The sequence below is a fragment of the Massilia sp. CFBP9026 genome (genome assembly GCF_034045165.1).
GTDB lineage: Bacteria > Pseudomonadota > Gammaproteobacteria > Burkholderiales > Burkholderiaceae_D > Telluria > Telluria arenae.
The window spans coordinates 120,520-143,530 of the sequence record NZ_JAXCWH010000002.1 but is presented as its reverse complement, the minus strand read 5'-3'; the positions used below and the strand labels follow the sequence as shown (position 1 = coordinate 143,530).

At 65.3% G+C, this 23,011-nt stretch carries 23 protein-coding genes; 12 read left to right on the top strand and 11 right to left on the bottom strand.

Going from position 1 to position 23,011, the window contains the following annotated elements:
* Positions 1–71 precede the first annotated feature (71 nt).
* From SOM28_RS04780 to SOM28_RS04755, 6 genes are read left to right on the top strand one after another with little or no spacing between them, the layout of a single operon-like run.
* Positions 72–686 (top strand): YqgE/AlgH family protein, encoded by a 615-nt coding sequence (locus SOM28_RS04780; protein WP_123072064.1) that lies wholly within the window; start codon positions 72–74, stop codon positions 684–686.
* Between the two features lie 27 nt (positions 687–713).
* Positions 714–1,106: a Holliday junction resolvase RuvX gene (gene ruvX, locus SOM28_RS04775; protein WP_147933339.1), complete on the top strand. Its 393-nt coding sequence runs from the start codon at positions 714–716 to the stop codon at positions 1,104–1,106.
* A complete protein-coding gene (pyrR, locus tag SOM28_RS04770; RefSeq protein WP_123072026.1) occupies positions 1,093–1,623 on the top strand; it encodes a bifunctional pyr operon transcriptional regulator/uracil phosphoribosyltransferase PyrR in 531 nt (176 codons plus the stop codon). The genes ruvX and pyrR overlap by 14 nt, the downstream gene beginning before the upstream one ends.
* The gene (locus SOM28_RS04765) at positions 1,604–2,578 is read left to right on the top strand and encodes an aspartate carbamoyltransferase catalytic subunit (RefSeq protein WP_005665326.1); all 975 of its coding nucleotides are present in this window, start codon (positions 1,604–1,606) and stop codon (positions 2,576–2,578) included. Before pyrR ends, SOM28_RS04765 begins: the two co-directional genes overlap by 20 nt.
* Complete coding sequence (locus tag SOM28_RS04760; protein ID WP_320467395.1) at positions 2,575–3,858, top strand: dihydroorotase; 1,284 nt, start codon at positions 2,575–2,577, stop codon at positions 3,856–3,858. The genes SOM28_RS04765 and SOM28_RS04760 overlap by 4 nt, the downstream gene beginning before the upstream one ends.
* A 55-nt stretch (positions 3,859–3,913) precedes the next feature.
* Complete coding sequence (locus SOM28_RS04755; protein ID WP_183407566.1) at positions 3,914–4,651, top strand: lysophospholipid acyltransferase family protein; 738 nt, start codon at positions 3,914–3,916, stop codon at positions 4,649–4,651.
* 36 nt (positions 4,652–4,687) lie between these two features.
* Here SOM28_RS04755 and SOM28_RS04750 read toward each other — a convergent pair whose 3' ends face one another.
* On the bottom strand, positions 4,688–5,536 hold the full coding sequence (locus SOM28_RS04750; RefSeq protein WP_123072029.1) for a symmetrical bis(5'-nucleosyl)-tetraphosphatase: 849 nt from the start codon (positions 5,534–5,536) through the stop codon (positions 4,688–4,690).
* Positions 5,537–5,863: 327 nt separating this feature from the next.
* Here SOM28_RS04750 and SOM28_RS04745 point away from each other — a divergent pair, with 327 nt between their 5' ends.
* The 6 genes from SOM28_RS04745 to SOM28_RS04720 all read left to right on the top strand — a co-directional run bounded on the left by SOM28_RS04745 (position 5,864) and on the right by SOM28_RS04720 (position 11,881).
* On the top strand, positions 5,864–6,958 hold the full coding sequence (locus tag SOM28_RS04745; RefSeq protein WP_123072030.1) for an MraY family glycosyltransferase: 1,095 nt from the start codon (positions 5,864–5,866) through the stop codon (positions 6,956–6,958).
* Positions 6,959–7,060: 102 nt separating this feature from the next.
* Positions 7,061–7,372, top strand: a complete 312-nt coding sequence (locus SOM28_RS04740; protein WP_109348056.1) for an H-NS histone family protein — start codon at positions 7,061–7,063, stop codon at positions 7,370–7,372.
* 251 nt (positions 7,373–7,623) lie between these two features.
* On the top strand, positions 7,624–9,006 hold the full coding sequence (locus SOM28_RS04735; RefSeq protein WP_320467394.1) for a phosphomannomutase/phosphoglucomutase: 1,383 nt from the start codon (positions 7,624–7,626) through the stop codon (positions 9,004–9,006).
* A 9-nt stretch (positions 9,007–9,015) separates the two neighbouring features.
* Entirely contained in the window at positions 9,016–9,996 is a 981-nt protein-coding gene (waaC, locus tag SOM28_RS04730; RefSeq protein WP_320467393.1) for a lipopolysaccharide heptosyltransferase I, read from the top strand.
* Complete coding sequence (gene waaA / locus SOM28_RS04725) at positions 9,993–11,279, top strand: lipid IV(A) 3-deoxy-D-manno-octulosonic acid transferase (RefSeq protein ID WP_320467392.1); 1,287 nt, start codon at positions 9,993–9,995, stop codon at positions 11,277–11,279. The genes waaC and waaA overlap by 4 nt, the downstream gene beginning before the upstream one ends.
* Before the next feature lie 95 nt (positions 11,280–11,374).
* Positions 11,375–11,881 carry a YcxB family protein gene (locus tag SOM28_RS04720; protein ID WP_320467391.1) on the top strand — a complete coding sequence of 169 codons (507 nt, stop codon included), beginning with the start codon at positions 11,375–11,377 and terminating at the stop codon, positions 11,879–11,881.
* A 171-nt stretch (positions 11,882–12,052) separates the two neighbouring features.
* On the opposite strand, the gene SOM28_RS04715 is transcribed toward SOM28_RS04720, so the two are convergent.
* From SOM28_RS04715 to miaB, 10 genes are all read right to left on the bottom strand, one after another.
* On the bottom strand, positions 12,053–12,955 hold the full coding sequence (locus tag SOM28_RS04715; RefSeq protein WP_123072035.1) for a M48 family metallopeptidase: 903 nt from the start codon (positions 12,953–12,955) through the stop codon (positions 12,053–12,055).
* Positions 12,956–12,996: 41 nt separating this feature from the next.
* Complete coding sequence (locus SOM28_RS04710; RefSeq protein WP_123072036.1) at positions 12,997–13,737, bottom strand: lysophospholipid acyltransferase family protein; 741 nt, start codon at positions 13,735–13,737, stop codon at positions 12,997–12,999.
* Positions 13,738–13,807: 70 nt separating this feature from the next.
* Complete coding sequence (gene gmhB / locus SOM28_RS04705; RefSeq protein ID WP_320467390.1) at positions 13,808–14,377, bottom strand: D-glycero-beta-D-manno-heptose 1,7-bisphosphate 7-phosphatase; 570 nt, start codon at positions 14,375–14,377, stop codon at positions 13,808–13,810.
* A 34-nt stretch (positions 14,378–14,411) separates the two neighbouring features.
* Positions 14,412–16,520 carry a glycine--tRNA ligase subunit beta gene (glyS, locus tag SOM28_RS04700; protein ID WP_320467389.1) on the bottom strand — a complete coding sequence of 703 codons (2,109 nt, stop codon included), beginning with the start codon at positions 16,518–16,520 and terminating at the stop codon, positions 14,412–14,414.
* Positions 16,521–16,537: 17 nt separating this feature from the next.
* Positions 16,538–17,467, bottom strand: a complete 930-nt coding sequence (gene glyQ, locus SOM28_RS04695) for a glycine--tRNA ligase subunit alpha (protein ID WP_123072038.1) — start codon at positions 17,465–17,467, stop codon at positions 16,538–16,540.
* Between the two features lie 107 nt (positions 17,468–17,574).
* On the bottom strand, positions 17,575–19,140 hold the full coding sequence (lnt, locus tag SOM28_RS04690; RefSeq protein WP_320467388.1) for an apolipoprotein N-acyltransferase: 1,566 nt from the start codon (positions 19,138–19,140) through the stop codon (positions 17,575–17,577).
* A complete protein-coding gene (locus SOM28_RS04685) occupies positions 19,140–20,018 on the bottom strand; it encodes a CorC family transporter (RefSeq protein WP_123072040.1) in 879 nt (292 codons plus the stop codon). The genes lnt and SOM28_RS04685 overlap by 1 nt, the downstream gene beginning before the upstream one ends.
* Before the next feature lie 93 nt (positions 20,019–20,111).
* Entirely contained in the window at positions 20,112–20,579 is a 468-nt protein-coding gene (gene ybeY / locus SOM28_RS04680; protein ID WP_123072041.1) for an rRNA maturation RNase YbeY, read from the bottom strand.
* Positions 20,554–21,648, bottom strand: coding sequence for a PhoH family protein (locus SOM28_RS04675; protein WP_320467387.1), 1,095 nt, complete (start codon positions 21,646–21,648; stop codon positions 20,554–20,556). Before SOM28_RS04675 ends, ybeY begins: the two co-directional genes overlap by 26 nt.
* The gene (miaB, locus tag SOM28_RS04670; protein WP_123072043.1) at positions 21,645–23,006 is read right to left on the bottom strand and encodes a tRNA (N6-isopentenyl adenosine(37)-C2)-methylthiotransferase MiaB; all 1,362 of its coding nucleotides are present in this window, start codon (positions 23,004–23,006) and stop codon (positions 21,645–21,647) included. Before miaB ends, SOM28_RS04675 begins: the two co-directional genes overlap by 4 nt.
* Positions 23,007–23,011: the final 5 nt, after the last annotated feature.

Here is a 23,011-nt window from a genome sequence, read left to right as displayed (position 1 = left end):
GCAAGAGTGCGCCTTTTGAGAGTATCCGTATGAAAAAAACCAAAGTTGGCAAAACTCTACCGATGCCGGGCATGCCCCGGGAGCAGGATGACACACTCGCCAAGGCGGGTCCGGCAGCATCCGGGCTCAATCTTGCGAACCACTTCCTGATCGCCATGCCATCGATCCAGGACCCGATTTTCGGCGGCACTGTCGTTTATGTCTGCGAGCACAACGACAAGGGCGTGCTGGGCGTGGTCATCAACAAGCCGACCGACATGACGATGGAAACCCTGTTCGACCGCGTCGACCTGAAGCTGGCCGAAGGCCTGCGCGCGACCGTGGTGGACGAGCCGATCATGTTCGGCGGGCCGGTCCAGGACGACCGCGGCTTCGTGCTGCATTCGCCGGGCGGGCGCTATTCCTCGTCCCTCAACGTCACCGACGACGTCGCCTTCACGACCTCGATCGACGTGCTCGAAGCCGTCGCCAGCGGCGGCGGCCCCGCGCGCATGCTGGTCTCGATCGGCTACGCCGGCTGGAGTCCCGGCCAGCTCGAAGAAGAACTCTCGCGCAACGGCTGGCTGACGGTGGGCGCCGACGCGCGCGTGCTGTTCGACCTGCCGATCGAGGAACGCTACAACGCCGCCATCAAACTGCTGGGGATCGATCCCTTCATGCTCGCCACCGAAGCCGGCCATGCGTAGTTTGCCGTACCAGCATGGTTGCGCATGATGGTTGATATCGTTCTTGGCTTCGACTTCGGCGTCAAGCGGATCGGCATCGCCATGGGCAACACCCTGACCGGTCAGGCACAGCCGCTGCGCGTCATCGCCGCCATCGACAACGCCACCCGCTTCAAGATCATCGGCGAACTGATCGCCGAGTGGTCGCCGGCGCGCCTGGTGGTGGGCGAGCCGCGCCACCCAGACGGCGCCGAGCACGACATGACCCTGCGCAGCCGCCGCTTCGCCAATCAATTGCATGGCCGCTTCAACCTGCCGGTCGAGCTGGTCGACGAGCGCTATTCGTCGGCCGTGATCGCAAGCAAGCGCGGCGACGTCATCGACGACAAGGCAGCCGCCATTATTTTGCAACAATACTTTGACGCTCATGTCCACAACTAATCTTGATTTAGATGCCGAAGCGCTCTATCGCGAGCTGCTGGCCCAGGTCCGCGCTGGCCTGGCCGGCGTGTCCGACGCCGCCATCGTCGGCATCCATTCCGGCGGCGCCTGGCTGGCAGAACGCCTGGCGCGCGACCTTGATCTCACCGCCCGCCTGGGCTCGATCGACGTCTCCTTCTACCGCGACGACTATGCGCGCAAGGGCCTGCACCCCGACGTCAAACCGACCCACATCCGCTTCGCCGTCGACGGCGCCACGGTCGTGCTGGTCGATGATGTGCTGCAGACCGGCCGCACCACGCGCGCCGCGATCAATGTGCTGTTCGACTACGGTCGCCCGGCCTGCATCAAACTGGCCGCGCTGGCCGACCGCGGCGGACGCGAGCTGCCGGTGGCGGCCGATTTCGTCGGCACCCGCGTGTCGCTCGCGGCAAACCAGTCGCTGTGCCTGCAGCGCGACGAAACAGGCCAACTCTCGCTGACCATCGAAGAAGACAATGCCGACCCTGCACAATAATCCGCAACTGAACAAGAACGGCGAGCTGCAACACCTGCTCACCATCGAGGGACTCAAGAAGTCGCACATCGACCATATCCTCGACACCGCATCGAGCTTCGTCGGCATCTCCGACCGCGAAGTCAAGAAAGTCCCGCTCATGCGCGGCAAGAGCGTGTTCAACCTGTTCTTCGAAAACTCGACGCGCACCCGTACCACCTTCGAGATCGCCTCGAAGCGCCTGTCGGCCGACGTCATCAACCTGAACATCCAGGCCTCGTCGACCACCAAGGGCGAGTCGCTGCTCGACACCATCGACAACCTGGCCGCGATGCACGCCGATATGTTCGTGGTGCGCCACGCGCAATCGGGCGCGCCCTACATGATCGCCCAGCACCTGAACCGCACCCGCTCCGACGTGCACGTGGTCAATGCCGGCGACGGCCGCCACGCCCACCCGACCCAGGGCCTGCTGGACATGTACACGATCCGGCACTACAAGAAGGATTTCACGAACCTGCGCGTGGCCATCGTCGGCGACATCCTGCACAGCCGCGTGGCGCGCTCGGACATCCACGCGCTGACCACGCTGGGCGTGCCCGAAGTGCGCGCGATCGGCCCGCACACCCTGCTGCCGGGCGGCCTGGAACAGATGGGCGTGCGCACCTTCACCAATATGGATGAGGGGCTGAAAGACGTCGACGTCATCATCATGCTGCGCCTGCAGAACGAGCGCATGAGCGGCGCGCTGCTGCCGTCGGCCCAGGAATACTTCAAGAGCTATGGCCTGACGCCTGAGCGCCTGGCGCTGGCGAAACCGGACGCAATCGTGATGCACCCGGGCCCGATGAACCGCGGCGTCGAGATCGACTCGGCGGTGGCGGACGGCGCCCAGGCGGTGATCCTGCCGCAGGTGACTTTCGGGATCGCGGTACGGATGGCGGTGATGAGCATTTTGGCAGGAACCCACGCATGAAACTTCATATCAAGAACGGGCGAGTGATCGACCCGGCGAACGGCATCGACGCAGCGCAAGACCTGTTCATCGTCGACGGCAAGATCGCGGCCCTCGGCGCCGCGCCCTCGGGCTTTAGCGCCGACCAGACCATCGATGCGGCGGGCCTGGTGGTCGCCCCCGGCCTGGTCGACCTGTCGGCGCGCCTGCGCGAGCCGGGCTACGAATACAAGGCCACGCTCGAATCCGAGCTGCAGGCTGCGATGCAGGGCGGCGTGACCACGCTCGTGTGCCCGCCCGACACCGATCCGGTGCTGGACGAACCGGGCCTGGTCGAGATGCTCAAGCACCGCGCGCGCATGCTCGACCAGGCCAATGTGCATCCGCTGGGCGCGCTGACCGTGGGCCTGAAGGGCCAGGCGCTGACCGAGATGGCCGAACTGACCGAAGCCGGCTGCATCGGCTTCGCCCAGGCCGAAGAACCGGTCCTCGACACCACCGTGCTGCTGCGCGCCATGCAGTATGCCAAGACCTTCGGCTATACCGTGTGGCTGCGTCCGCAGGACGCCCACATCGGCCGCGGCGGCGTGGCCCACAGCGGCCCGCTGGCGTCGCGCCTGGGCCTGTCGGGCGTGCCGGTGATGTCCGAGACCATCGCGCTGCACACGATCTTCGAACTCATGCGCGCCACCGGCGCGCGCGTGCACCTGTGCCGCATCTCGTCCGCCGCCGGCCTCGAGCTGATCCGCGCCGCCAAGAAGGAAGGCCTGGACGTCAGCGCCGACGTCGGCGTGCACCACCTGCACATGACCGACGCCGACATCGGCTTCTTCGATTCCAACGCGCGCCTGACCCCGCCGCTGCGCTCGCAGCGCGACCGCGACGCGATCCGTGCAGCGGTGCTGGACGGCACCGTGGACGCGGTCTGCTCCGACCACACCCCGGTCGACGACGACGAGAAGCTGCTGCCGTTCGGCGAAGCCTCGCCCGGCGCCACCGGCCTGGAACTGCTGCTCAGCCTCACACTCAAGTGGGCCGAGGACCAGCGGGATGCTGACAAGGCGCTGGCCGTGGCGCTCGGCCGCATCACGCATGAAGCGGCCCGCATCGCCGGCCTGCCGGCCGGCACCCTGGGCGTCGGCGCCGCCGCCGACGTGGTGCTGTTCGATCCAGACGCGCGCTGGAAGGTGGAGGGCAAGACCCTGGCCAGCCAGGGCAAGCACACGCCTTTCCTCGGCTACGAACTGGCTGGACAGGTCAAGGCCACCATCGTGCGCGGCCGCGTGGCCTGGCAGCGCTGATCCACCCGGGACGGCGGCTTGTCATGACGCCGCCGTCCTCACTGTGTTTGCTATCTTGAAGATTCGCCTAGCCTGGCGCCTCGTGCGCGTCGTCGTCCACCTGTGCGAGGGCCTGGCGACCTGCGCGCTTGTATTCCCTTTCGCTTCGTCCCCGCTGCGCATGCGCCTGACGCGCGGCTGGTCGCGCCGCCTGCTGCGCCTGTGCCGGGTCGAGGTCGAGCACCGCGGCGGCGTGCCCGCGCTCGAGCACGCGCTGGTCGTCGCCAACCACGTGTCCTGGCTCGACATCTTCGTCATCAACGCCCTCGATCCCTGCCGCTTCGTGGCCAAGGCCGAGATCCGTTCCTGGCCGGTGATGGGCTGGCTGGCGGCCGGCGCCGGCACCGTGTTCATCGCGCGCGGCAACCGGCGCGAGCTGCGCCACGTGTTCAAGGGACTGGTCGAGGTGCTGCAAAAAGGAGAACGGGTCGCCCTGTTCCCGGAAGGGACGACCGGCCTGCAGGGCGGGGTGCTGCCCTTCCACGCCAACCTGTTCGAGGCTGCGATCGATGCCGGCGTGCCGGTGCAGCCGTATGCGCTGGCCTATGTCGATGCCGCTGGCCGGCACCATCCGTCGATCGAGTACATCGGCGACACCACCTTCGTCGACAGCCTGTTCAGGATTCTTCAGGGCCCGCCGGTGACGGCGCGCCTGGCCTGCCTGGCGCCGCTCGAGAGCAGCGGCGCGCACCGGCGCGAGCTGGCGCTGGCGGCGCAGGAGGCGGTGGGGGCGGCGGTAAGACGGCCGGTATAAGTAAACTATCACCGCGTGGACGGCGAGCCGTCCACGCTACCGCTTCTTGCCGCCATGTTCCCGGTACTCGGGACAGTCCACCTGCAATAGCGTGCGGTCGTCCAGGCAGACCGCCGTCAGCTTGCCGCCCCACACGCAGCCGCTATCGAGACCGATCAGGTTCGGCCGCTGCACCAGGCCCAGCGCCGACCAGTGGCCGAACACGACCGTCACGTCCTGGGTCTGCCGCTGCGGCAGCTCGAACCAGGGCAGGAGGCCGGAGCCGGCCGGGCCGGCATCGCTTTCCTTGTGCTTGAAATCCATCGTGCCGTCCGGCGCGCACAGGCGCATGCGGGTGAGGGCGTTGACGATGCAGCGCAGGCGGTCGATGCCCACCAGGCCATCGTCCCAGCGGTCAGGATGGTTGCCGTACATCGCGCCCAGGAACCCGATCCAGCCGTCGCCGCGCAGCGCGGCTTCGACTTCGCCGGCCAGCGCCATGGTCTGGCGCGCATCCCATTGCGGCGCCACGCCGGCGTGCACCAGCAGGTGGGCGTCGACGAACATCGCCAGCGGGCGCTGGCGCAGCCAGGCGATCAGGTCGTCGCGGTCGGGCGCGGCCAGGATCTCGTCGAGGGTGTCGGAGCGGCCCAGGCGCTGGACGCCGGCCGCCACCGCGATCAGGTGCAGGTCGTGGTTACCGAGCAGGGCTTCGATGCGCCCGCCGCTCGATTCCGATAACGCTTTCATGCGCCGCAGCGCGGTGAGCGAATCGGGGCCGCGATTGATCAGGTCTCCCACGAACAGGATGCGCGCATCGGGGCCCGCCGTCTCGAAGATTCGGTCGAGGAGAAGTTGCGCTTCGTGCGCGCAACCCTGGAGGTCGCCAATGGCATAGGTTTTCATTTTTGAGATTGGCCTGTAAAGCTGTTGCGTTCGCGGATACTAAATGATTTTACTCGCCGCCGCTGTCGTCCGGCCCGCGCTTGTGGAACCCCGCACCTGTCTCGTGTGCGAAATGCGTGCGCATCGACATTTTTTGACTCGGTTCCAACACTGCAGGCGAACACTGCGGGCATGTTAAATACGTGCGCCCGGAAATGGCCATCCATTCCGGTACAATGAATACGGCTTACTGCGCGGCTTTCCCCCGCGAATAGCATGCACTGGCCGTTGCATTTGCCAGGCGCTGCTGCCCGAGGCTCCACATACAGGCATCGAAAGAAAACAATAATGTTCTCGTTTTTCGTGAGCTTCCTTTCCTGCGCATTGCTGACGCTGCTTGTTATCAAGACCGCGCGAAAACATGGGCTGGGGCTCGATGGCGATTTTGGCGGCGTGCAGAAAGCGCACTCGCACGCGGTCGCGCGTATCGGCGGCATTCCGATTTTTCTCGCGGTGGTGGTGGCGTCCGGGATATCGATCCTGCGCGAGCCGCAAATGATGGCGTGGCTCGCCACCCTGATTACCTGCGCCACGATCGCGCTCTCCGGCGGCATCGCCGAGGATTACACCGGCCGCGTTTCCCCGCTGCGCCGGCTGGCGCTGACGATGATCGCGGCGGCGCTCGGCTACTGGCTGCTCGACGCGCGCGTCGGCCGCCTCGACCTGCCGTGGGCCGTGGTGCCGATCGAGGCGCTGTGGATCGTGCTGCCGCTGACGATGCTGGCGGTGGCGGGTATCGCCAACGCCATCAACATCATCGACGGCTTCAATGGCCTGGCGGGCGTGATCAGCATCTTCATGCTGCTGTCGCTGTCCTACGTGGCGCTGCAGGTGGGCGATATGTTCGTGCTGGTGGCGGCCCTGATCGTGGCCGGCGCCACCGCCGGCTTCCTGATCTGGAACTATCCGGTGGGGCTGATCTTCCTGGGCGACGGCGGCGCCTATTTCATCGGTTTCCTGCTGGGCGAGCTGGCGCTGCTGCTGGTGATGCGCAATCCCGGGGTGTCGACCTGGTATGCGGCGCTGTTACTGATTTATCCGGCTTTCGAAACGATATTCTCCGCTTATCGGCGCATGTTTGTGCGCGGTAAGTCGCCGGCGATGCCGGATGGTATTCACCTGCACAGTTTGATATTCCGCCGTATCGTGCAATGGACAGTGGGGCCGCGCGAAGCACGGGCATTGATGAAGCGCAATGCGCGGACCTCTCCTTATTTATGGCTGTTTTCACTGCTGGCCGTGATACCGGCAACGGTGTTCTGGAAAAACACGACGACCCTGATGTTCTTCTGTTTGTTGTTCATAATCAGTTACCTCTGGTTGTATGGCCGTATTGTTCGATTCAAGTCCCCGCGCTGGCTTTTTTTAAGCAAGAAGGACTAGTCCTGGTTTATTGATGTATTATATTGCGAGAATTAGTGAGAATTCACTAGATTCAGTAATTGCTGAATCTGCATTTAATCTTTAACGAACAAAGGAACGATGATGGATCTGTCGAATATGTCGCTGGGCGATTTGCGTAATCTGCAAGAGCAAATCAAGCAGGAGATGAAGAAGCGTGAAGTCCAGGAAGTGCAAAAAGCACGCGAGCAAATCCTGGCCATCGCCCAAAGCGTCGGCGTGCCGTTGAAAGACCTGATGGCCGCTACCGGCCGCGGTTCGAAAGGCGCCACCGTCGCCGTGCGTTATCGCCACCCAGACGATTCCAACCTGCAGTGGACCGGCCGCGGCCGTCAGCCGAAGTGGGTCAAGGAATGGGTCGAAGGCGGCAAGTCGATCGACGATCTGCGCGTCTGACCGTATTTCCCCTGCGCTGCGGAACCTCACTTCCGCAGCGCAGGCGGTAGCAGCATTCCACCAGGCACCGGGCGCTTTCCACGCCGTCCGCTCACCGCCAATTCACCGCCAGTCCCCCGCGCGCCAATCCCACGACGCCAGCGCTTGCCGGTACAATAGCAAGCAATTTTTTATCATTCCTCCAACATCCGGCGATGACCACGGTCGATCCAGTGACCGGTGCATGCCCCTCAAGAATTCCAAGGAAGAACATGGTTGCTCTCTCGAAAACGATTTTCAAGGCCTATGATATTCGCGGCATCATCGGCAAGACCCTGGATGCGGGCATCGCGCGCCACATCGGCCGTGCCTTCGGCGCCGCCGCGCTGGCCAAGGGCGAGCGCAAGGTCGTGATCGGCCGCGACGGCCGCCTGTCGGGCCCGGAGCTGAGCGCCGCCTTGAGCGAAGGCCTGCGCGACGCCGGCGTCGACGTGATCGACCTGGGCATGGTCGCCACGCCGATGGTCTATTTCGGCACCAACGTCCTTGAAACCCGCTCGGGCATCATGGTCACCGGCAGCCACAACCCGCCGGACTACAACGGCTTCAAGATGGTGATGGCGGGCGAGGCGATCTATGGCGACGCCATCACCGGCCTGCACGACAGCATCGCAGCATATGACGGCAAGATCGCCGACCAGCGCGGCGACTACGGCACCCACGATATCCGCGCCGCCTACATCGAGCGCATCGTCGGCGACGTCAAGCTGGCGCGTCCGATCAAGATCGTGGTCGACTGCGGCAACGGCGTCGCCGGCGCCTTCGCGCCCGAGCTGTTCACCCGCATGGGCGCCGAGGTCGTCGAGCTGTTCTGCGACGTCGACGGCACCTTCCCGAACCATCACCCGGACCCGGCCCATCCCGAGAACCTGCAGGACGTGATCCGCGCGCTGCAAGCGACCGACGCCGAGATCGGCCTGGCCTTCGACGGCGACGGCGACCGCCTGGGCCTGGTCACCAAGGATGGCCAGATCATCTTCCCGGACCGCCAGATGATGCTGTTCGCGGCCGACGTCCTGTCGCGCAATCCCGGCGCCGAGATCCTGTACGACGTCAAGTGCACCCGCCACCTGGCGCCCTACATCGAAAAGAACGGCGGCAAGCCGCTGATGTGGAAGACCGGCCACTCGCTGGTCAAGGCCAAGCTGAAGGAAACCGGCGCCCCGCTGGGCGGCGAGATGAGCGGCCACATCTTCTTCAAGGACCGCTGGTACGGCTTCGACGACGGCCTGTACGCCGGCGCGCGCATGCTCGAGATCCTGACCAAAGGTCAGAACCCGTCGGCGCTGCTCAACGGCTTGCCGATCGCCAGCAGCACCCCGGAACTGCACCTGCACCTGCAGGAAGGCGAGAACTTCGCCCTGATCGACCAGCTGCGCCGCGACGCTACTTTCCCGACCTCGGAAAAGATCAACGACATCGACGGCCTGCGCGTCGAGTACGCGGACGGCTTTGGCCTGGCGCGTTCGTCGAACACGACCCCGGTCGTGGTGCTGCGCTTCGAGGGCGAAAATCCGGAAGCGCTGGCGCGCATCCAGTCCGAGTTCAAGAGCGTGATCCTGGCGGCCAAGCCCGATGCCGATCTGCCGTTCTGAGGTGATCGCTTGAAGATCCTGCTGGTGCGGGTGTCGTCCCTGGGCGACGTGCTGCACAACCTGCCGATGGTGGCCGACCTGCTGCGCCGCCATCCGGGCGCCACGGTCGACTGGGTGGTCGAAGAGGGCTACGTCAGCCTGGTGCGCCTGAATCCGCACGTGCGCAAGGTGATCCCGTGGGCGCTGCGGCGCTGGCGCAAGAGCCTGGGCAAGGCCGGGACCCGCGCCGAGATCCGCGCCTTCTTTCGCACCCTGCGCGAGGAAGAATACGACTATGTGTTCGATACCCAGGGTCTGCTCAAGACCGGCATCATCATGGGCGCGGCCAGGGTTCGTAAGGGTGGAAAAAAGATCGGCCTGGCCAACGGCAGCGAAGGCTCGGGCTATGAAGGCATCTCGCGCATCTTCCACACTGACAGCATTCCCCTGAGCCCGCGCACCCATGCGGTGGCGCGCGGCCGGCTGGTGGCCGGCGCGGCGCTCGACTATCCGGTCGATACGGCGCCCGACTTCGGCCTGCCGGCGCCCGATGCGTCGGCGCGTCCCGCCTTCCTGCCGCAGCAAGACTACGCGGTGTTCTTCCACGGTACGGCGCGCGCCGCCAAGAAGTGGGCGGACGCCAACTGGATCGCGCTCGGCAAGGCGCTGGCGCCGATGCCGGTGCTGCTGCCCTGGGGTTCCGAGGCCGAACGCGTCGATGCCGAAGCGCTGGCCGCCGGCATCCCGAACGCGCGCGTGCTGCCCAGACTGTCGATGATGGACGCCGTGACCCTGGCCCAGCATGCGCGGCTCGCGGTCGGCGTCGACACCGGCCTGACCCACATCGCCGCCGCCTTCGTGCGGCCGACGATCGAGATCTATTGCGATTCGCCGAAGTGGAAGACCGAGGGCAACTGGTCCGAGCGCATCGTCAACCTGGGCGAGCTGGGCACGCCGCCGTCCGTCGACGAGGTGGTGGCGGCCGCGCGCCGCCTGCTGGCCGCGGCATGAACCGCACGCTGTACTCCGCCCTGTGGTGGGTGGCCATGCCGGCCGTGCTGGGGCGCCTGTGGTGGCGTGGACGCAAGGAGCCGGGCTATCGCGCGCACTGGGGCGAACGACTGGCCCTGGACGGCCCGGCGCCGGGCGAACGGCCCACCATCATGGTGCACGCCGTCTCGGTGGGCGAGACGCGCGCCGCCGAACCGGTGGTCGATGCGCTGCTGGCGGCCTATCCCGACTGCCGCATCCTGCTGACCCATATGACGCCGACCGGGCGCGCCACCGGCAAATCCCTGTTCGCGCACCATGGCGAACGCGTGGTGCAAAGCTATCTGCCGTACGACACGGGCGCGATGACGCGGCGCTTCCTGCGCCGCCACCGGCCGCGCGCCTGCATCCTGATGGAGACCGAGGTCTGGCCGAACCTGATCCACGCCTGCACGCGATTGGACATCCCTGTGGTGCTGGCCAATGCCCGCCTGTCCGAAAAATCCCTCAAGCGCGGCCGCAAGGCGGGCGCCGTGATGCTGGAAGCGGCGCGCGGCTTCACCCTGGTCGCGGCCCAGACCGAGCTCGATGCCGAGCGTATCCGCTCGCTCGGCGCGCCGAACGTGGTGGTTACCGGCAGCGTCAAGTTCGACGTGACGCCGCCGCCGGCGGCGCTGGAGAAGGGCGACTGGCTACGCAGCCGCATCCGTTCCGGCGGCCCCGAACGGCCGGTATTCCTGTGCGCCAGCACCCGCGAGGGCGAGGAGGCGCTGATCCTCGACGCCTGGCAGCGGATGCCTGGCAAGCCGTCCGGCGCGCTCTTGGCGCTCGTGCCGCGCCATCCGCAGCGCTTCGACGAGGTTGCGGAGCTGGCCGCGGCGCGCGGACTCACATTGGCGCGCCGTTCGCAGCTCGATCTCGACCATGGCGTGGACGGCGCCAACGTGCTGCTGGGCGACTCGATGGGCGAGATGTTCGCCTATTACGCGGCCTGCGATTGCGCCTATATCGGCGGCAGCCTGCTGCCGCTGGGCGGCCAGAACCTGATCGAAGCCTGCGCACTCGGCAAGTCGGTGCTGGTGGGCGAGCACACCTTCAACTTCCTCGACGCCACCAATGAGGCGGTGGGCGACGGCGCCGCGCTGCGGGTGCCTGACGCCGACGCCCTGGTGGCGGCGGCCGCGCGCCTGCTGGGCGACGGCGCGGCGCGGGTGGCAATGGGGGAAAAGGCGCTGGCCTTCGCCCGCCGCCACCGCGGGGCGACCCTGCGCACTGTTGAACTCGTGCAACGGCATATCCGGTAGGTTTTGTTACCATTCAAAACTGCACGGTACAAAACAAAAGGGGATGCGCCATGTTGTCGTTGAATCGCCCGAGACCAGTCGGTAATGGAAAGCCCGTGGCTGTACTGGTCCAGGAACAGGCGGCAGAGGCGCTGGAGGCCATCATGACCGCAGCACCGACCGAAGTCCCGGCGCCGCCGCGCGCCGACGCCGCGCTTCCTCTGGATGCGCTGCACTTTTTCGTGCGCTATTCGTTGCGCGAGTACACCAGTTTCATGTGGCAGCATGGCGGCTTCCTGATCCGCCGCCGGCGCGTGCGCTGGCCGGCCAGCCTGCTGCTCCGCCTGAAAAGCACCTTCAGCGCGGCCCTGAACTTCGTCCTGCTCGGACGCGGGCGGCGCACCTATGAATTCACCATCGACGAACACGGCATCGTGCGCACCAGCGGCGGCGTGACCCTGATCGACTGGGACGACGTGGCCGCCGTGCGCACTTATTCGCGCGGTTTCATGATGGTGCTCAAGCGCGGCACCTTGCCGATTCCCTTCCGTTGCCTGTCCGAGGGCCAGGTTGCCACCATGCGCGAGCTGGCGGCGGCGCGGCACGAGTTGGCATTGCGCTGATTGGTGCTGGTGGCTGGCGAGCAGACTTAGGTTCCCGCCAAGGCGCCCGGCGAGGGCGGGAACGACGTGGAGCGGTAGCGGACTACGGCTGTTCGCCTGCACCCTCACGCTTGAAACGTCGTTCCCGCGCAGGCGGGAACCTCATTTAGCCCGCCCGCACGAATATTCGGCTCACTCCTCGAACAACACCGGCATCTCGTGCGAGCGGCGGCGCAGCGCCAGGCGTGCGCCGTCGTAATCCGGATACACCTCGGCCACCGTGGCCCAGAACGCCGGGCTGTGGTTCATCTCGCGCAGGTGGGCCAGTTCGTGCGCCACCACGTAGTCGATCAGCGCCAGCGGATAGTGGATCAGGCGCCAGTTGAGGCGAATGCTGCCGCCCACCGTGCACGAACCCCAGCGCGAGCCGGCCGACGACAGCGTGAAGCTGCTGTAATTCACGCCCAGCTGCGGCGCGAAATGGTCCAGGCGCTCGCGGAACAGGCGCTTGGCCTCGGCCTGGAACCAGAGCTTCACTCTTTCCTTGAGCTGCCATTCGGACAGCCCCGGCACCACGCCGATCCATAGTTCATTGCTGGCGGCGTCGAACCGGCAGTGGCTGCGCGCCGCATCTTCGAGGCGCAGCACGATGTCGCCGCCCAGGTAGGGCAGGCGCGCGCCATCCTTCCATTCGACCGGCTGGCGCTGCTGGCGCTGGTCGCGCCGCTCTCCCCGTTCGAGCAGCTTGGCGACGATCCAGCGCTGCTTGGCGCGCAGCGCGTTGTCGATCTCTTCGAGCGTCACGCGGCGCGGCGCCGTCACGCGCAGGCCGTCGTCGTCGATCGTGAAGCCGATCGAACGCCGCGACGAGCGGCGCAGGGCGTACTCGATGGTGTGGTGGCCGAGGACGATGCGTTTCAGGGGAGGGTCTTGCGGGCCGACGGGCGGCGAGGGAAGCTTGATGCGGGGCGGCGCCGGCGGCGCCTTGAACAGCGGCTGCGCGGGCGGGAGAGGCCTGTCGGAAGGCCTCAGCGCCGCGAAGAATTCTTGCGCGAACAATTCCAGCTGGTGGCCGTCGACCTTCGCCGAGGCCATGGTCTGTGGCCTCGACTCACGAATCTGGGCGCTGACGTCGCTCAACCACCTTTGTAGGCGTGGGGCGAAATGACGCGCATTTCGGATTCTATCCAATTTTCTACCTCTGCCATCAGGCTGTCGGGGGTATGGCCTTCGGGCGAGATCGGCTTGCCGATCGAGACCGTGATCAATCCGGGCCGTTTGATGAATGAATTCTTGGGCCAGCACTCGCCCGAATTATGCGCGATCGGCACCACCACCGCTTGGGTTTCCACAGCCAGGCGCGTGCCGCCGCTCTTGTACTTGCCCTTCTGGCCGACCGGGATGCGGGTGCCTTCGGGGAACATGATGATCCACTGGCCGTCGGCCAGGCGGCGCTTCCCGTGGCGCACGACCGAACTGAAAGCGTTCTTGCCCTGCTTGCGGTCGATCGGGATCATGCGCAGCAAGCCCATGGCCCAGCCGAAGAAGGGGATGTACAGGATTTCCTTCTTGAAGACGTAGACCAGCGGCCGCGTGAGATTGGGCAGCAGGAAGATCGTTTCCCATGCCGACTGGTGCTTCGAGAGCACGATGGCCGGCGCGTCGGGCAGGTTGTCGTAGCCCTTGAATTCGTAGCGGATGCCGCAGATGACGCGCGCACACCAGATGATGAAGACGTTCCAGCGCGAGGTGAACCAGAAGCGCTTGTTGTACGACAGCGGCGCCGCCAGGAAGCAGAGGCAGGCCCAGATGACGGTGGCGACGATCATGACGACCGTGAACAGCAGGGAACGCAGGAACAAACTGAAGTTACGCAAAGGGGCTCCGGACAAATCGATCTGGTTCTGGATAGTGCAGGACTACTTTTTTATGATGGCTTTTTTATGATTATGCAGCTTGTGGGCCGCTTGCACCAGTAGCCCCCGGCTTGAGGAATGCAGCGACCATCGACGCCAGGTCCAGGAACACCTGGGTGCCGGGCGGCAGGCCGCCGGTGGCCTGGGTCTTCTCGCCTTTCCCGGTCAGCACCAGGTAGGGCGTGCAGCCGCGGTTGAAGCCTGCCTGCAGGTCGCGCAGCGAGTCGCCCACGGTGGGCACGCCCTTGAGATTGACCTTGAAACGCTTGCCGATCTCTTCGAACATGCCCGACTTGGGCTTGCGGCAATCGCAGCCGTCGATCGCCGCGTGCGGGCAGAAGAAGATGGCGTCGATGTCGGCCCCCACCAGCTGGGCCGCCGCATGCAGCTTGGCGTGGATGGCGTTCAGGGTCGCGATGTCGAACAGGCCGCGCGCGATGCCTGACTGGTTGGTCGCGATCACGACCCGGTAGCCCGCCTGGTTCAGGCGGGCGATCGCCTCGAGCGAGCCGGGAATCGGGGTCCACTCCGCCGGCGACTTGATGAAGTCCGGCGAATCGTGGTTGATCACGCCATCGCGGTCGAGGATGATGAGCTTCATCGTCCGTTCTTCCTTGGCTCGCTCGTGGCCCATCTTATGCCGCCAGCTTCGAGATGTCGGCCACGCGGTTCATCATGCCGTGCAAGACCGCCAGCAGGGCCAGGCGGTTGTTGCGCAGCTTGACGTCGTCGGCCATCACCATCACGTCGTTGAAGAAGGCGTCGACCTGGTCGCGCAGCTGGGCCAGGGTCTTGAGCGTGCCGCTGAAGTCGCCCGCGGCGAAGGCCGCATCGACTTCCGGCTGCACGCGGGTGACGGCGGCCGCCAGGTCCTTCTCGGCCTGGTCCTGCAGCAGGCCAGGGTCGACCGCGGCATCCTTCGGCATCGCTTCCTCGTTCTTCTTGAGGATATTGGTGATGCGCTTGTTGGCGGCGGCCAGCGAGGCTGCCTCGGGCAGCGCCGCGAAGGCCTGCACCGCTTCCAGGCGCTGCACCACGTCGTCGACGCGGTCCGGGTTCTGGGCCAGCACCGCCTCGACCTCGTTCGGCGAGAAACCACGCTCGCGCAGCATGCTGCGCAGGCGGTCGAGCAGGAAGGTGGTGACTTCGACGCGCGGATCCCGCAGCGAGTCAAAGCGCGCCGGTTCGTCGGCGAACGTGGTCATCGCATCGGCCAGCATGTCGGCGATCGAGAGCGGCAGGCGCTTCTCGACCAGCATGCGCACGATGCCCAGCGCGTGGCGGCGCAGCGCGAACGGATCCTTCTCGCCGGTCGGCTGCAGGCCGATGGCCCAGATGCCGACCAGGGTTTCCAGCTTGTCGGCCAGGGCGACCGCCAGGCCGGTATTGGTGGCCGGCAGGGCATCGCCGGCGAAGCGCGGCTGGTAGTGTTCGGATGCCGCGCGCGCGACCTCGTCATGCTCGCCATCATGGCGCGCGTAATACGTACCCATGATGCCTTGCAGCTCGGGGAACTCGCCGACCATGTCGGTCAGCAGGTCGGCCTTGGACAGGCGCGCGCCGCGCTCGGCCAGCGCCGCATCGAAGCCCAGGCGGGTGGCGATATAGGTCGCCAGCTTGGTGACGCGCTCGCTGCGCTCGACCTGCGAACCCAGCTTGTTGTGGTAGACCACGTTGGCCAGTTGGGGCAGGCGCGACTCCAGCGTTTTTTTCTTGTCCTGCTCGAAAAAGAACTTGGCGTCCGACAGGCGCGGACGCACCACGCGCTCGTTGCCGCCGATGATGGACTCGGGCGCATCGGTCGCGATATTCGACACGATCAGGAAGCGCGAACGCAGCTTGCCGTCGCTATCGGTCAGCGCGAAGTATTTCTGGTTGGTCTGCATGGTGAGGATCAGGCATTCCTGCGGCACGGCCAGGAATTCTTCCTCGAAGCGGCATTCATAGACCACCGGCCATTCGACCAGGGCCGCCACTTCGTCCAGCAGCGATTCGGGCATCAGCACCTGGTCGGCGCCGGCTTTCTCGAGCAGCTGGGTGCGGATGCTTTCCTTGCGCGCTGCGGCCGACGACAAGACCTTGCCTTCGTTCTCCAGCACTTGCGCGTAGTCGTTCGCGTGCCCGATCGTGATCGGACCGCCGTGCGACAGGAAGCGGTGGCCCATCGTGGTGCGGCCGGCGGCCAGGCCCAGCAGGGACAGCGGCAGCACCTGGTCGCCATGCAGCGCGATCAAAAGGTGCACCGGACGCACGAACTGCACCGTGTCGCCGCTCGGGCGCTGGTAGCTCATGACCTTCGGGATCGGCAGCTTGGCCACCGTCTCGGCCAGCACGTCCTGCAGGGCGCCAGCCAGGGCGCTGCCGGCGGCCGTATAGGTGTAGAAGAAGCTTTCGGCCTTGCCGTCCTGGGCGCGTTCGAGCTGGTCGACGTTCAGGTCGGGGAAGCCCAGCGCGGCCAGTTTCTTGGTCAGCGGCGCGCTTGGATTGCCTTCCTTATCGAGGGCCACGGAGACAGGCAGCACCTTCTCGCGGATCGATTTGTCGGGCGAGGTGTCGCGCACGTTCGTGATCGTGACGGCCAGGCGGCGCGGGGTGGCGTGGGTGGTGACGCTGCTATCGGCTTCCAGGAAGTCGCGGGCCTTCAGGCCGTTCGAGATGCCGGCGGCAAAGGCCGCGCCCAGCTTGACGAGCGCCTTCGGCGGCAGTTCTTCGGTCTGCAGTTCGACGAGGAGTGTTTGGTTCATGGTCTGTTCTGTTCTTTTCAAGCCGCTTGTTCTTGATTAGTTTGGGCCTCGCCGGCCGCAACCATCGGGAAGCCCAGCTTCTCGCGCGAATCGTAATAGGCTTGCGCCACCAGGCGCGACAGGGTGCGCACGCGGCCGATATAGGCGGCGCGCTCGGTCACCGAGATCGCGCCGCGCGCGTCCAGCAGGTTGAAGCTGTGCGAGGCCTTCATGATCTGCTCGTAGGCAGGCAGGGTCAGTTGCAGCTCGACCAGGCGCTTGGCTTCGGATTCGTGGTTATTGAAAGCCTGGAACAGGATCTCGGTGTTCGAATGCTCGAAGTTGTAGGTCGATTGTTCGACCTCGTTCTGGTGGAAGACGTCGCCGTAGGAGAGCTTCTTTTTAACGCCGCCTTCTTCCCACTCGGTCCACACCAGGTCGTACACGTTCTCGACGCCCTGCAGGTACATGGCCAGGCGCTCGATGCCATAGGTGATCTCGCCCAGAACCGGCTTGCAATCGAGGCCGCCGACTTGCTGGAAGTAGGTGAACTGGGTGACTTCCATGCCGTTCAGCCAGACTTCCCAGCCGAGGCCCCAGGCGCCCAGGGTCGGGCTTTCCCAGTCGTCCTCGACGAAACGCACGTCATTCTTCTTGAGGTCAAGTCCCAGCGCCTCGAGCGAGCCGAGGTACAGATCGAGGATGTTCTCGGGCGCGGGCTTTAAGGCCACCTGGAACTGGTAGTAGTGCTGCAGGCGGTTCGGATTCTCGCCATAGCGGCCATCCTTCGGGCGGCGCGACGGCTGCACATAGGCGGCGCGCCACGGCTCAGGGCCGATCGCACGCAGGAAGGTGCCAGTGTGGAAGGTGCCCGCGCCGACTTCCATGTCGTAGGGCTGGAGCAGTGCGCAGCCCTGCTTGTCCCAGTAGGACTGCAGGGTGAGGATGATTTGTTGGAATGTGAGCATCTCGAATGGGACGGGGCTAGTGGGCCGCGAACACGGTATGTTTGCCAAATGACTAATTCTACTGAATTTTTGCGCCCATCAGGGGGGCGATTTAACCCGACGATTCGTTACGTGGCCGGTCGCTTGCGATAACGACGGCCCGCAAACCACGCGCCGAGCAGCATCAGGCCTCCCAGCATCAGGAAAGCCGCGCTGCCAAGCCGGATGAACGGCGTCATGCCGCTCGCGCCGCGTACGGTCGCGCTCAGGACGCCGTCGGTATAGAACGGCAGCACTTGCGTGATATTGCCGCGGTGGTCGATCACGGCGGTGGCGCCGTCGTTGGTCGAACGCAGCATCGGGCGGCCCGTCTCCAGGGTGCGCATGCGCGAGATCTGCAGGTGCTGCGGGATGGCCACCGACTGGCCGTACCACGACAGGTTCGACACGTTCAGCAGCAGGGTCGCCGGGTGCTGCGCATTGCGCAGCTGGTAGGCGATCTCTTCGCCGAACACGTCTTCGTAGCAGATATTCGGCAGCACCCACTGGTCTTTCACCGCGAACGGGGCCTGCAGCGCGGCGCCGCGGGTGGCGTCGCTCAGCGGGATGTTCATCATGTCGGTGAACCAGCGGAAGCCCGGCGGGATGAATTCGCCGAACGGCACCAGGTGCGCCTTGTCGTAGCGGTAGGGCTTGGGCTCGGGGCTCATCGCGATCAGGCTGTTGCCGTATTTTTCCGGACTGTCGAACAGCGGCAGGCCGATCGCCAGCGTGCTGCCGGTGCTGGTGGCGAAACGCTGCAGGCCGTCCAGGTAGCCGTCCGGCAGATTGTGCGGGAAGACGGGCAGGGCGGTTTCAGGCGTGGCGATCAGGTCGGCCGGGGCCGCCGTGATCATGGCCTGGTAGCGCGTGACGATGCTGGTCAGGAATTCCATATCGAATTTCCTGTCTTGCGGGATATTGCCTTGCAGCAGGCGCACGGTGATCGGCTGGCCTGTTTCCTGGGTCCACTCGACCGTGCGCAGGCCGGCGCCCACCAGCAGCAAGCCCGCCAGCAGGCCGATCGCCGGCCAGCGTGCGCGCTGGGTCAGCATCGCGATGCAGCCGGCGCCGACGCCGGCCAGGATGCCGAGGCCGTACACGCCGATCAGCGGCGCGAAGCCGGCCAGCGGCGCCAGGTCGTGGGCATAGCCCGACGAGGCCCAGGGGAAGCCCGTAAACACCCAGCCGCGCAGCCATTCGGACACACCCCACAGCGTGGGCAGCACCAGCAGCAGGAAAGCGGCCACCGGCAGCGACCAGCGCTTGCGCAGCCAGGTCGCGACGCCGGCGGTGAAGGCGGCGAACAGGCCCATGTACAGGCCGAGCAGGACGATCGCCACCACCGCCAGCAGTATCGGCAGGTGGGCGAAGCGGGTCATGAGGACGGACAGCCAGTGCATGCCGGCGACCGACCAGCCGAAGCCGAAGGCCCAGCCGATCAGCGTCGCGCGCTTGACCGAACTCTTCAACCCAACCTGGTAGAACAGCCAGGCCAGCGACAGGAATTGCAGCGGCCACCAGCCGAAGGGCTGGAACGACAGGATGGAAGAACCGCCGGCCAGCGCGGCGATGAGCAGCAGCAGCGCCGACGGACGCGTGCCGCGCAGCGCCGGGTCAGGTGCTGTGGTAACGGTGGTCCGACGGCGCAGCATCAATCGCGTTCGTCTTCGACCGATGGCAACTGTTCGACCAGCAGGACGTGGATCTGGCGCGCATCGGCGCGCAGGATTTCGAAGCGCAGGCCGTGCAGGTCGACCACTTCGCCCTTGTGCGGCATATGGCCCAGGTGGCTGGCGATCAGGCCGCCGATGGTATCGACTTCGTCGTCCGGCAGCTCGGTGCCGAGTTCCTCGTTGAACTGCTCGATCTCGGTCAGCGCCTTGATGCGCCAGCGCGGGCCGTGCTGGCCTTCGCGGATCGAGATGATGTTGTCTTCTTCTTCATCGAAATCGTATTCGTCCTCGATGTCGCCGACGATCTGCTCGAGCACGTCTTCGATCGTGATCAGGCCGGCCACGCCGGAATACTCGTCGACCACGATCGCCATGTGATTGTGGTTGGCGCGGAAGTCGCGCAGCAGCACGTTCAGGCGCTTCGATTCGGGAATGAAGACCGCCGGGCGCAGTTTGGTGCGCACGTCGAAAGATTCTTCAGCGTAATAACGCAGCAAATCCTTGGCCAGCAGGATGCCGACCACCTTGTCGCGCTCGCCTTCGATGGCGGGGAAGCGCGAGTGGGCGGTTTCGAGCACGTTGGGCATCCATTCCTCGATCGGTTTCGTGATGTCGATCACGTCCATTTGGGAACGGGGAACCATGATGTCGCGCGCCGACAGGTCGGAAACCTGGAACACGCCCTCGATCATCGACAGCGCATCGGCATCGAGGAGGTTGCGTTCGTGGGCGTCGTGCAGCACTTCGAGGAGCTCTGCGCGATTTTCGGGCTCGGGGGAGATGAAGGCGGTCAGCCGTTCAAGCAGTGACCTGTGGGGTTTGGCGTCCGGTCGGACGTCACTGGGATACTCGGGCATAGTTGGCGGGAAGCCGTTGTTGCAATGGGGTGTAGGATACACCAAATAGGGGTGCGACCAGTATTTACACGAGTGCGCACCCGTTCGCCTGGCTCAATCCGCGTACGGATCCGGGAAGCCCAGCACCTCCATGATGTCGCGCTCGAACTGCTCCATTTCTTCGGCGTCATCCTCGTTTTCGTGGTCCCAGCCCTGGGCGTGCAGCACGCCGTGCACGACCAGGTGGGCCGTGTGTTCCTCGACCGTCTTGCCTTGCTCCTCGGCCTCGCGCTGCAGCACGTCGGTGCACAGCACGATGTCGGCCTGGGTCGGGTCGTCCTCGCCCAGTTCCTCTTCTTCGTTATAGGCGAAGGTGAGGACATTGGTGGCGTAGTCCTTGCCGCGGTAGGCCTTGTTCAGGGCCTGGCCTTCCTCGGCATTGACGAAACGGATGGTCAGCTCGGCCGGGCCGAGCAGGGATTCCTCGACCCAGCGCTGCAGCTTGGCTTCGGTGATCTCGCCTTCGAGGCGGGTATCGGCGAACTGGACTTCCAGTTCAAGGGGATGTTTTTTTTCTTGCATGTTTCACCGGGGTCGGTTTGGGGAGGGCGCCCAGTTCCTGGACGGACATGTCTTTGTCATACGCGTCGATAATGCGCGCCACCAGCGGGTGACGCACCACGTCGGCGCTCGAAAACTGGGTGAATTCGATGCCGCGCACGTCCTTCAGCACGTGCATGGCGTCGACCAGGCCGCTGCGCTGGGTCTTGTGCAGGTCGACCTGGGTCACGTCGCCGGTGACGACGGCCTTGCTGCCGAAGCCGATCCGGGTCAGGAACATCTTCATCTGCTCGACGGTCGTGTTCTGGGCTTCGTCCAGGATCACGAAGGCGTGGTTCAGGGTGCGGCCACGCATATAGGCCAGCGGCGCGATCTCGATCACCTGCTTTTCGAACAGTTTCTGGGTACGGTCGAAGCCCAGCAGGTCGTACAGCGCGTCGTACAGCGGACGCAGGTAAGGATCGACCTTTTGCGCCAGGTCGCCCGGCAGGAAACCGAGGCGCTCGCCGGCCTCGACGGCCGGGCGGGTCAGGATGATGCGCTTGACGGCGTCGCGCTCGAGGGCGTCGACGGCGCAGGCCACGGCCAGGTAGGTCTTGCCGGTGCCGGCCGGGCCGATGCCGAAGCTGATGTCGTGGTTCAGCACAGCGTTCAGGTACTGGATCTGGTGCGGCGTGCGGCCGCGCAGGTCGCTGCGGCGGGTCTTGAGGATCGGGCTCTCGAGGCTTTCCGGCACATCGGCGGCGGCGTCTTTGCCGCTGTCGTCGGCATTGGCGGCCTTGTCGGCCGGCGCTTCGTCAGCCCCGGCGCGCGGCTTCAGGCCGGCGCGCTGCTCGACCAGGGCCAGTTGCACCTCCTCGATCGGCACGACCTTGTTGGCGACCGCATAGAAGCGTTCCAGCAATTCGACGGCGCGTCCGGCATTGGCGCCGCTGACGATGAATTTCTCGCCGCGGCGGAACACCGTGACGTCGAGCGCGGCCGAGATCTGGCGCAGGTTTTCGTCGAGCGGACCGCACAGGTGGGCGAGCCGCGTATTGTCGAGCGGCTCGGGAATGAAGTACGAGGGCAGGGATGGCTGTGTTTTCAACTGGCTTTGGCTATCGTATCGAGGTTGGCGACGAGTTCGCCGCGCAAATAGTAATCGTGGCTGGCGACGATGCGCACGTCGGCCAGCTGGCCGATCAGCGAGGCATTTGTCTCGTCCAGCGGGAACAGCACCACGCGGTTGTTCTCGGCGCGGCCCTGCAGTTGGGTGGCGTCCTTCTTGGCGACGCCTTCGACCAGCACCCGCTGCACGGTGCCGACCATGGCGGCGCTGTGCTTGCGGGTGTTCAGGTCGATCAGGGCTTGCAGGCGCTGCAGGCGCGCCAGCTTGACCTCGTGCGGGGTATCGTCTTCGAGGTTCGCGGCCGGCGTGCCGGGGCGCTTGCTGAAGATAAAGCTGAAGCTATTATCGAAGTTCACGTCCTCGACCAGCTTCATCATAGCCTCGAAGTCGGCCTCGGTCTCGCCCGGGAAACCGACGATGAAGTCGGACGAGAAGGTCATGTCCGGGCGCACCGCGCGCAGGCGGCGGATGATCGACTTGTATTCGAGGCCGGTATAGCCGCGCTTCATGGCGTTGAGCACGCGGTCGGAGCCGTGCTGCACCGGCAGGTACAGGTGGCTGACCAGTTGCGGGATGCGCGCATAGGCGTCGATCAGGCGCTGGCTGAATTCCTTCGGGTGGCTGGTGACGAAGCGCAGCCGTTCGATGCCGGGGATCTCGGCGATGTATTCGAGCAGCAGGGCAAAGTCGGCCGTCTCTCCGCTTTCCATGGCGCCGCGGAAGGCGTTCACGTTCTGGCCCAGCAACATGATTTCCTTCACACCCTGGGCAGCCAGGCCGGCGACTTCGGTCAGCACGTCCTCGAAGCGGCGCGAGACTTCCTCGCCGCGGGTGTAGGGCACGACGCAGTAGCTGCAATACTTGCTGCAGCCTTCCATGATCGACACATACGCGATGGGGCCTTCGACCTTAGCCGGAGGCAAGAAGTCAAATTTCTCGATTTCGGGGAAACTGATGTCGACCTGCGCCTTGCCCGACTGGCGCCGGTCCTGGATCAGCTGGGGCAGGCGGTGCAGGGTCTGCGGGCCGAACACCACATCGACGTAGGGTGCGCGCTTGACGATGGCGTCGCCTTCTTGCGACGCGACGCAGCCGCCGACGCCGATGACCAGTTCTGGCTTCTTACGTTTGAGTTCCTTGATACGGCCCAAGTCGGAGAACACTTTTTCTTGCGATTTTTCGCGGATCGAGCAGGTATTAAACAGGATCACATCCGCGTCTTCAGGCGTGTCGGTACGCACCAGTCCATCCGAGGCGCCAAGGACATCGACCATCTTGTCCGAGTCGTACTCGTTCATCTGGCAGCCGAAGGTTTTAATGAATACTTTTTTTTGCATGGAGT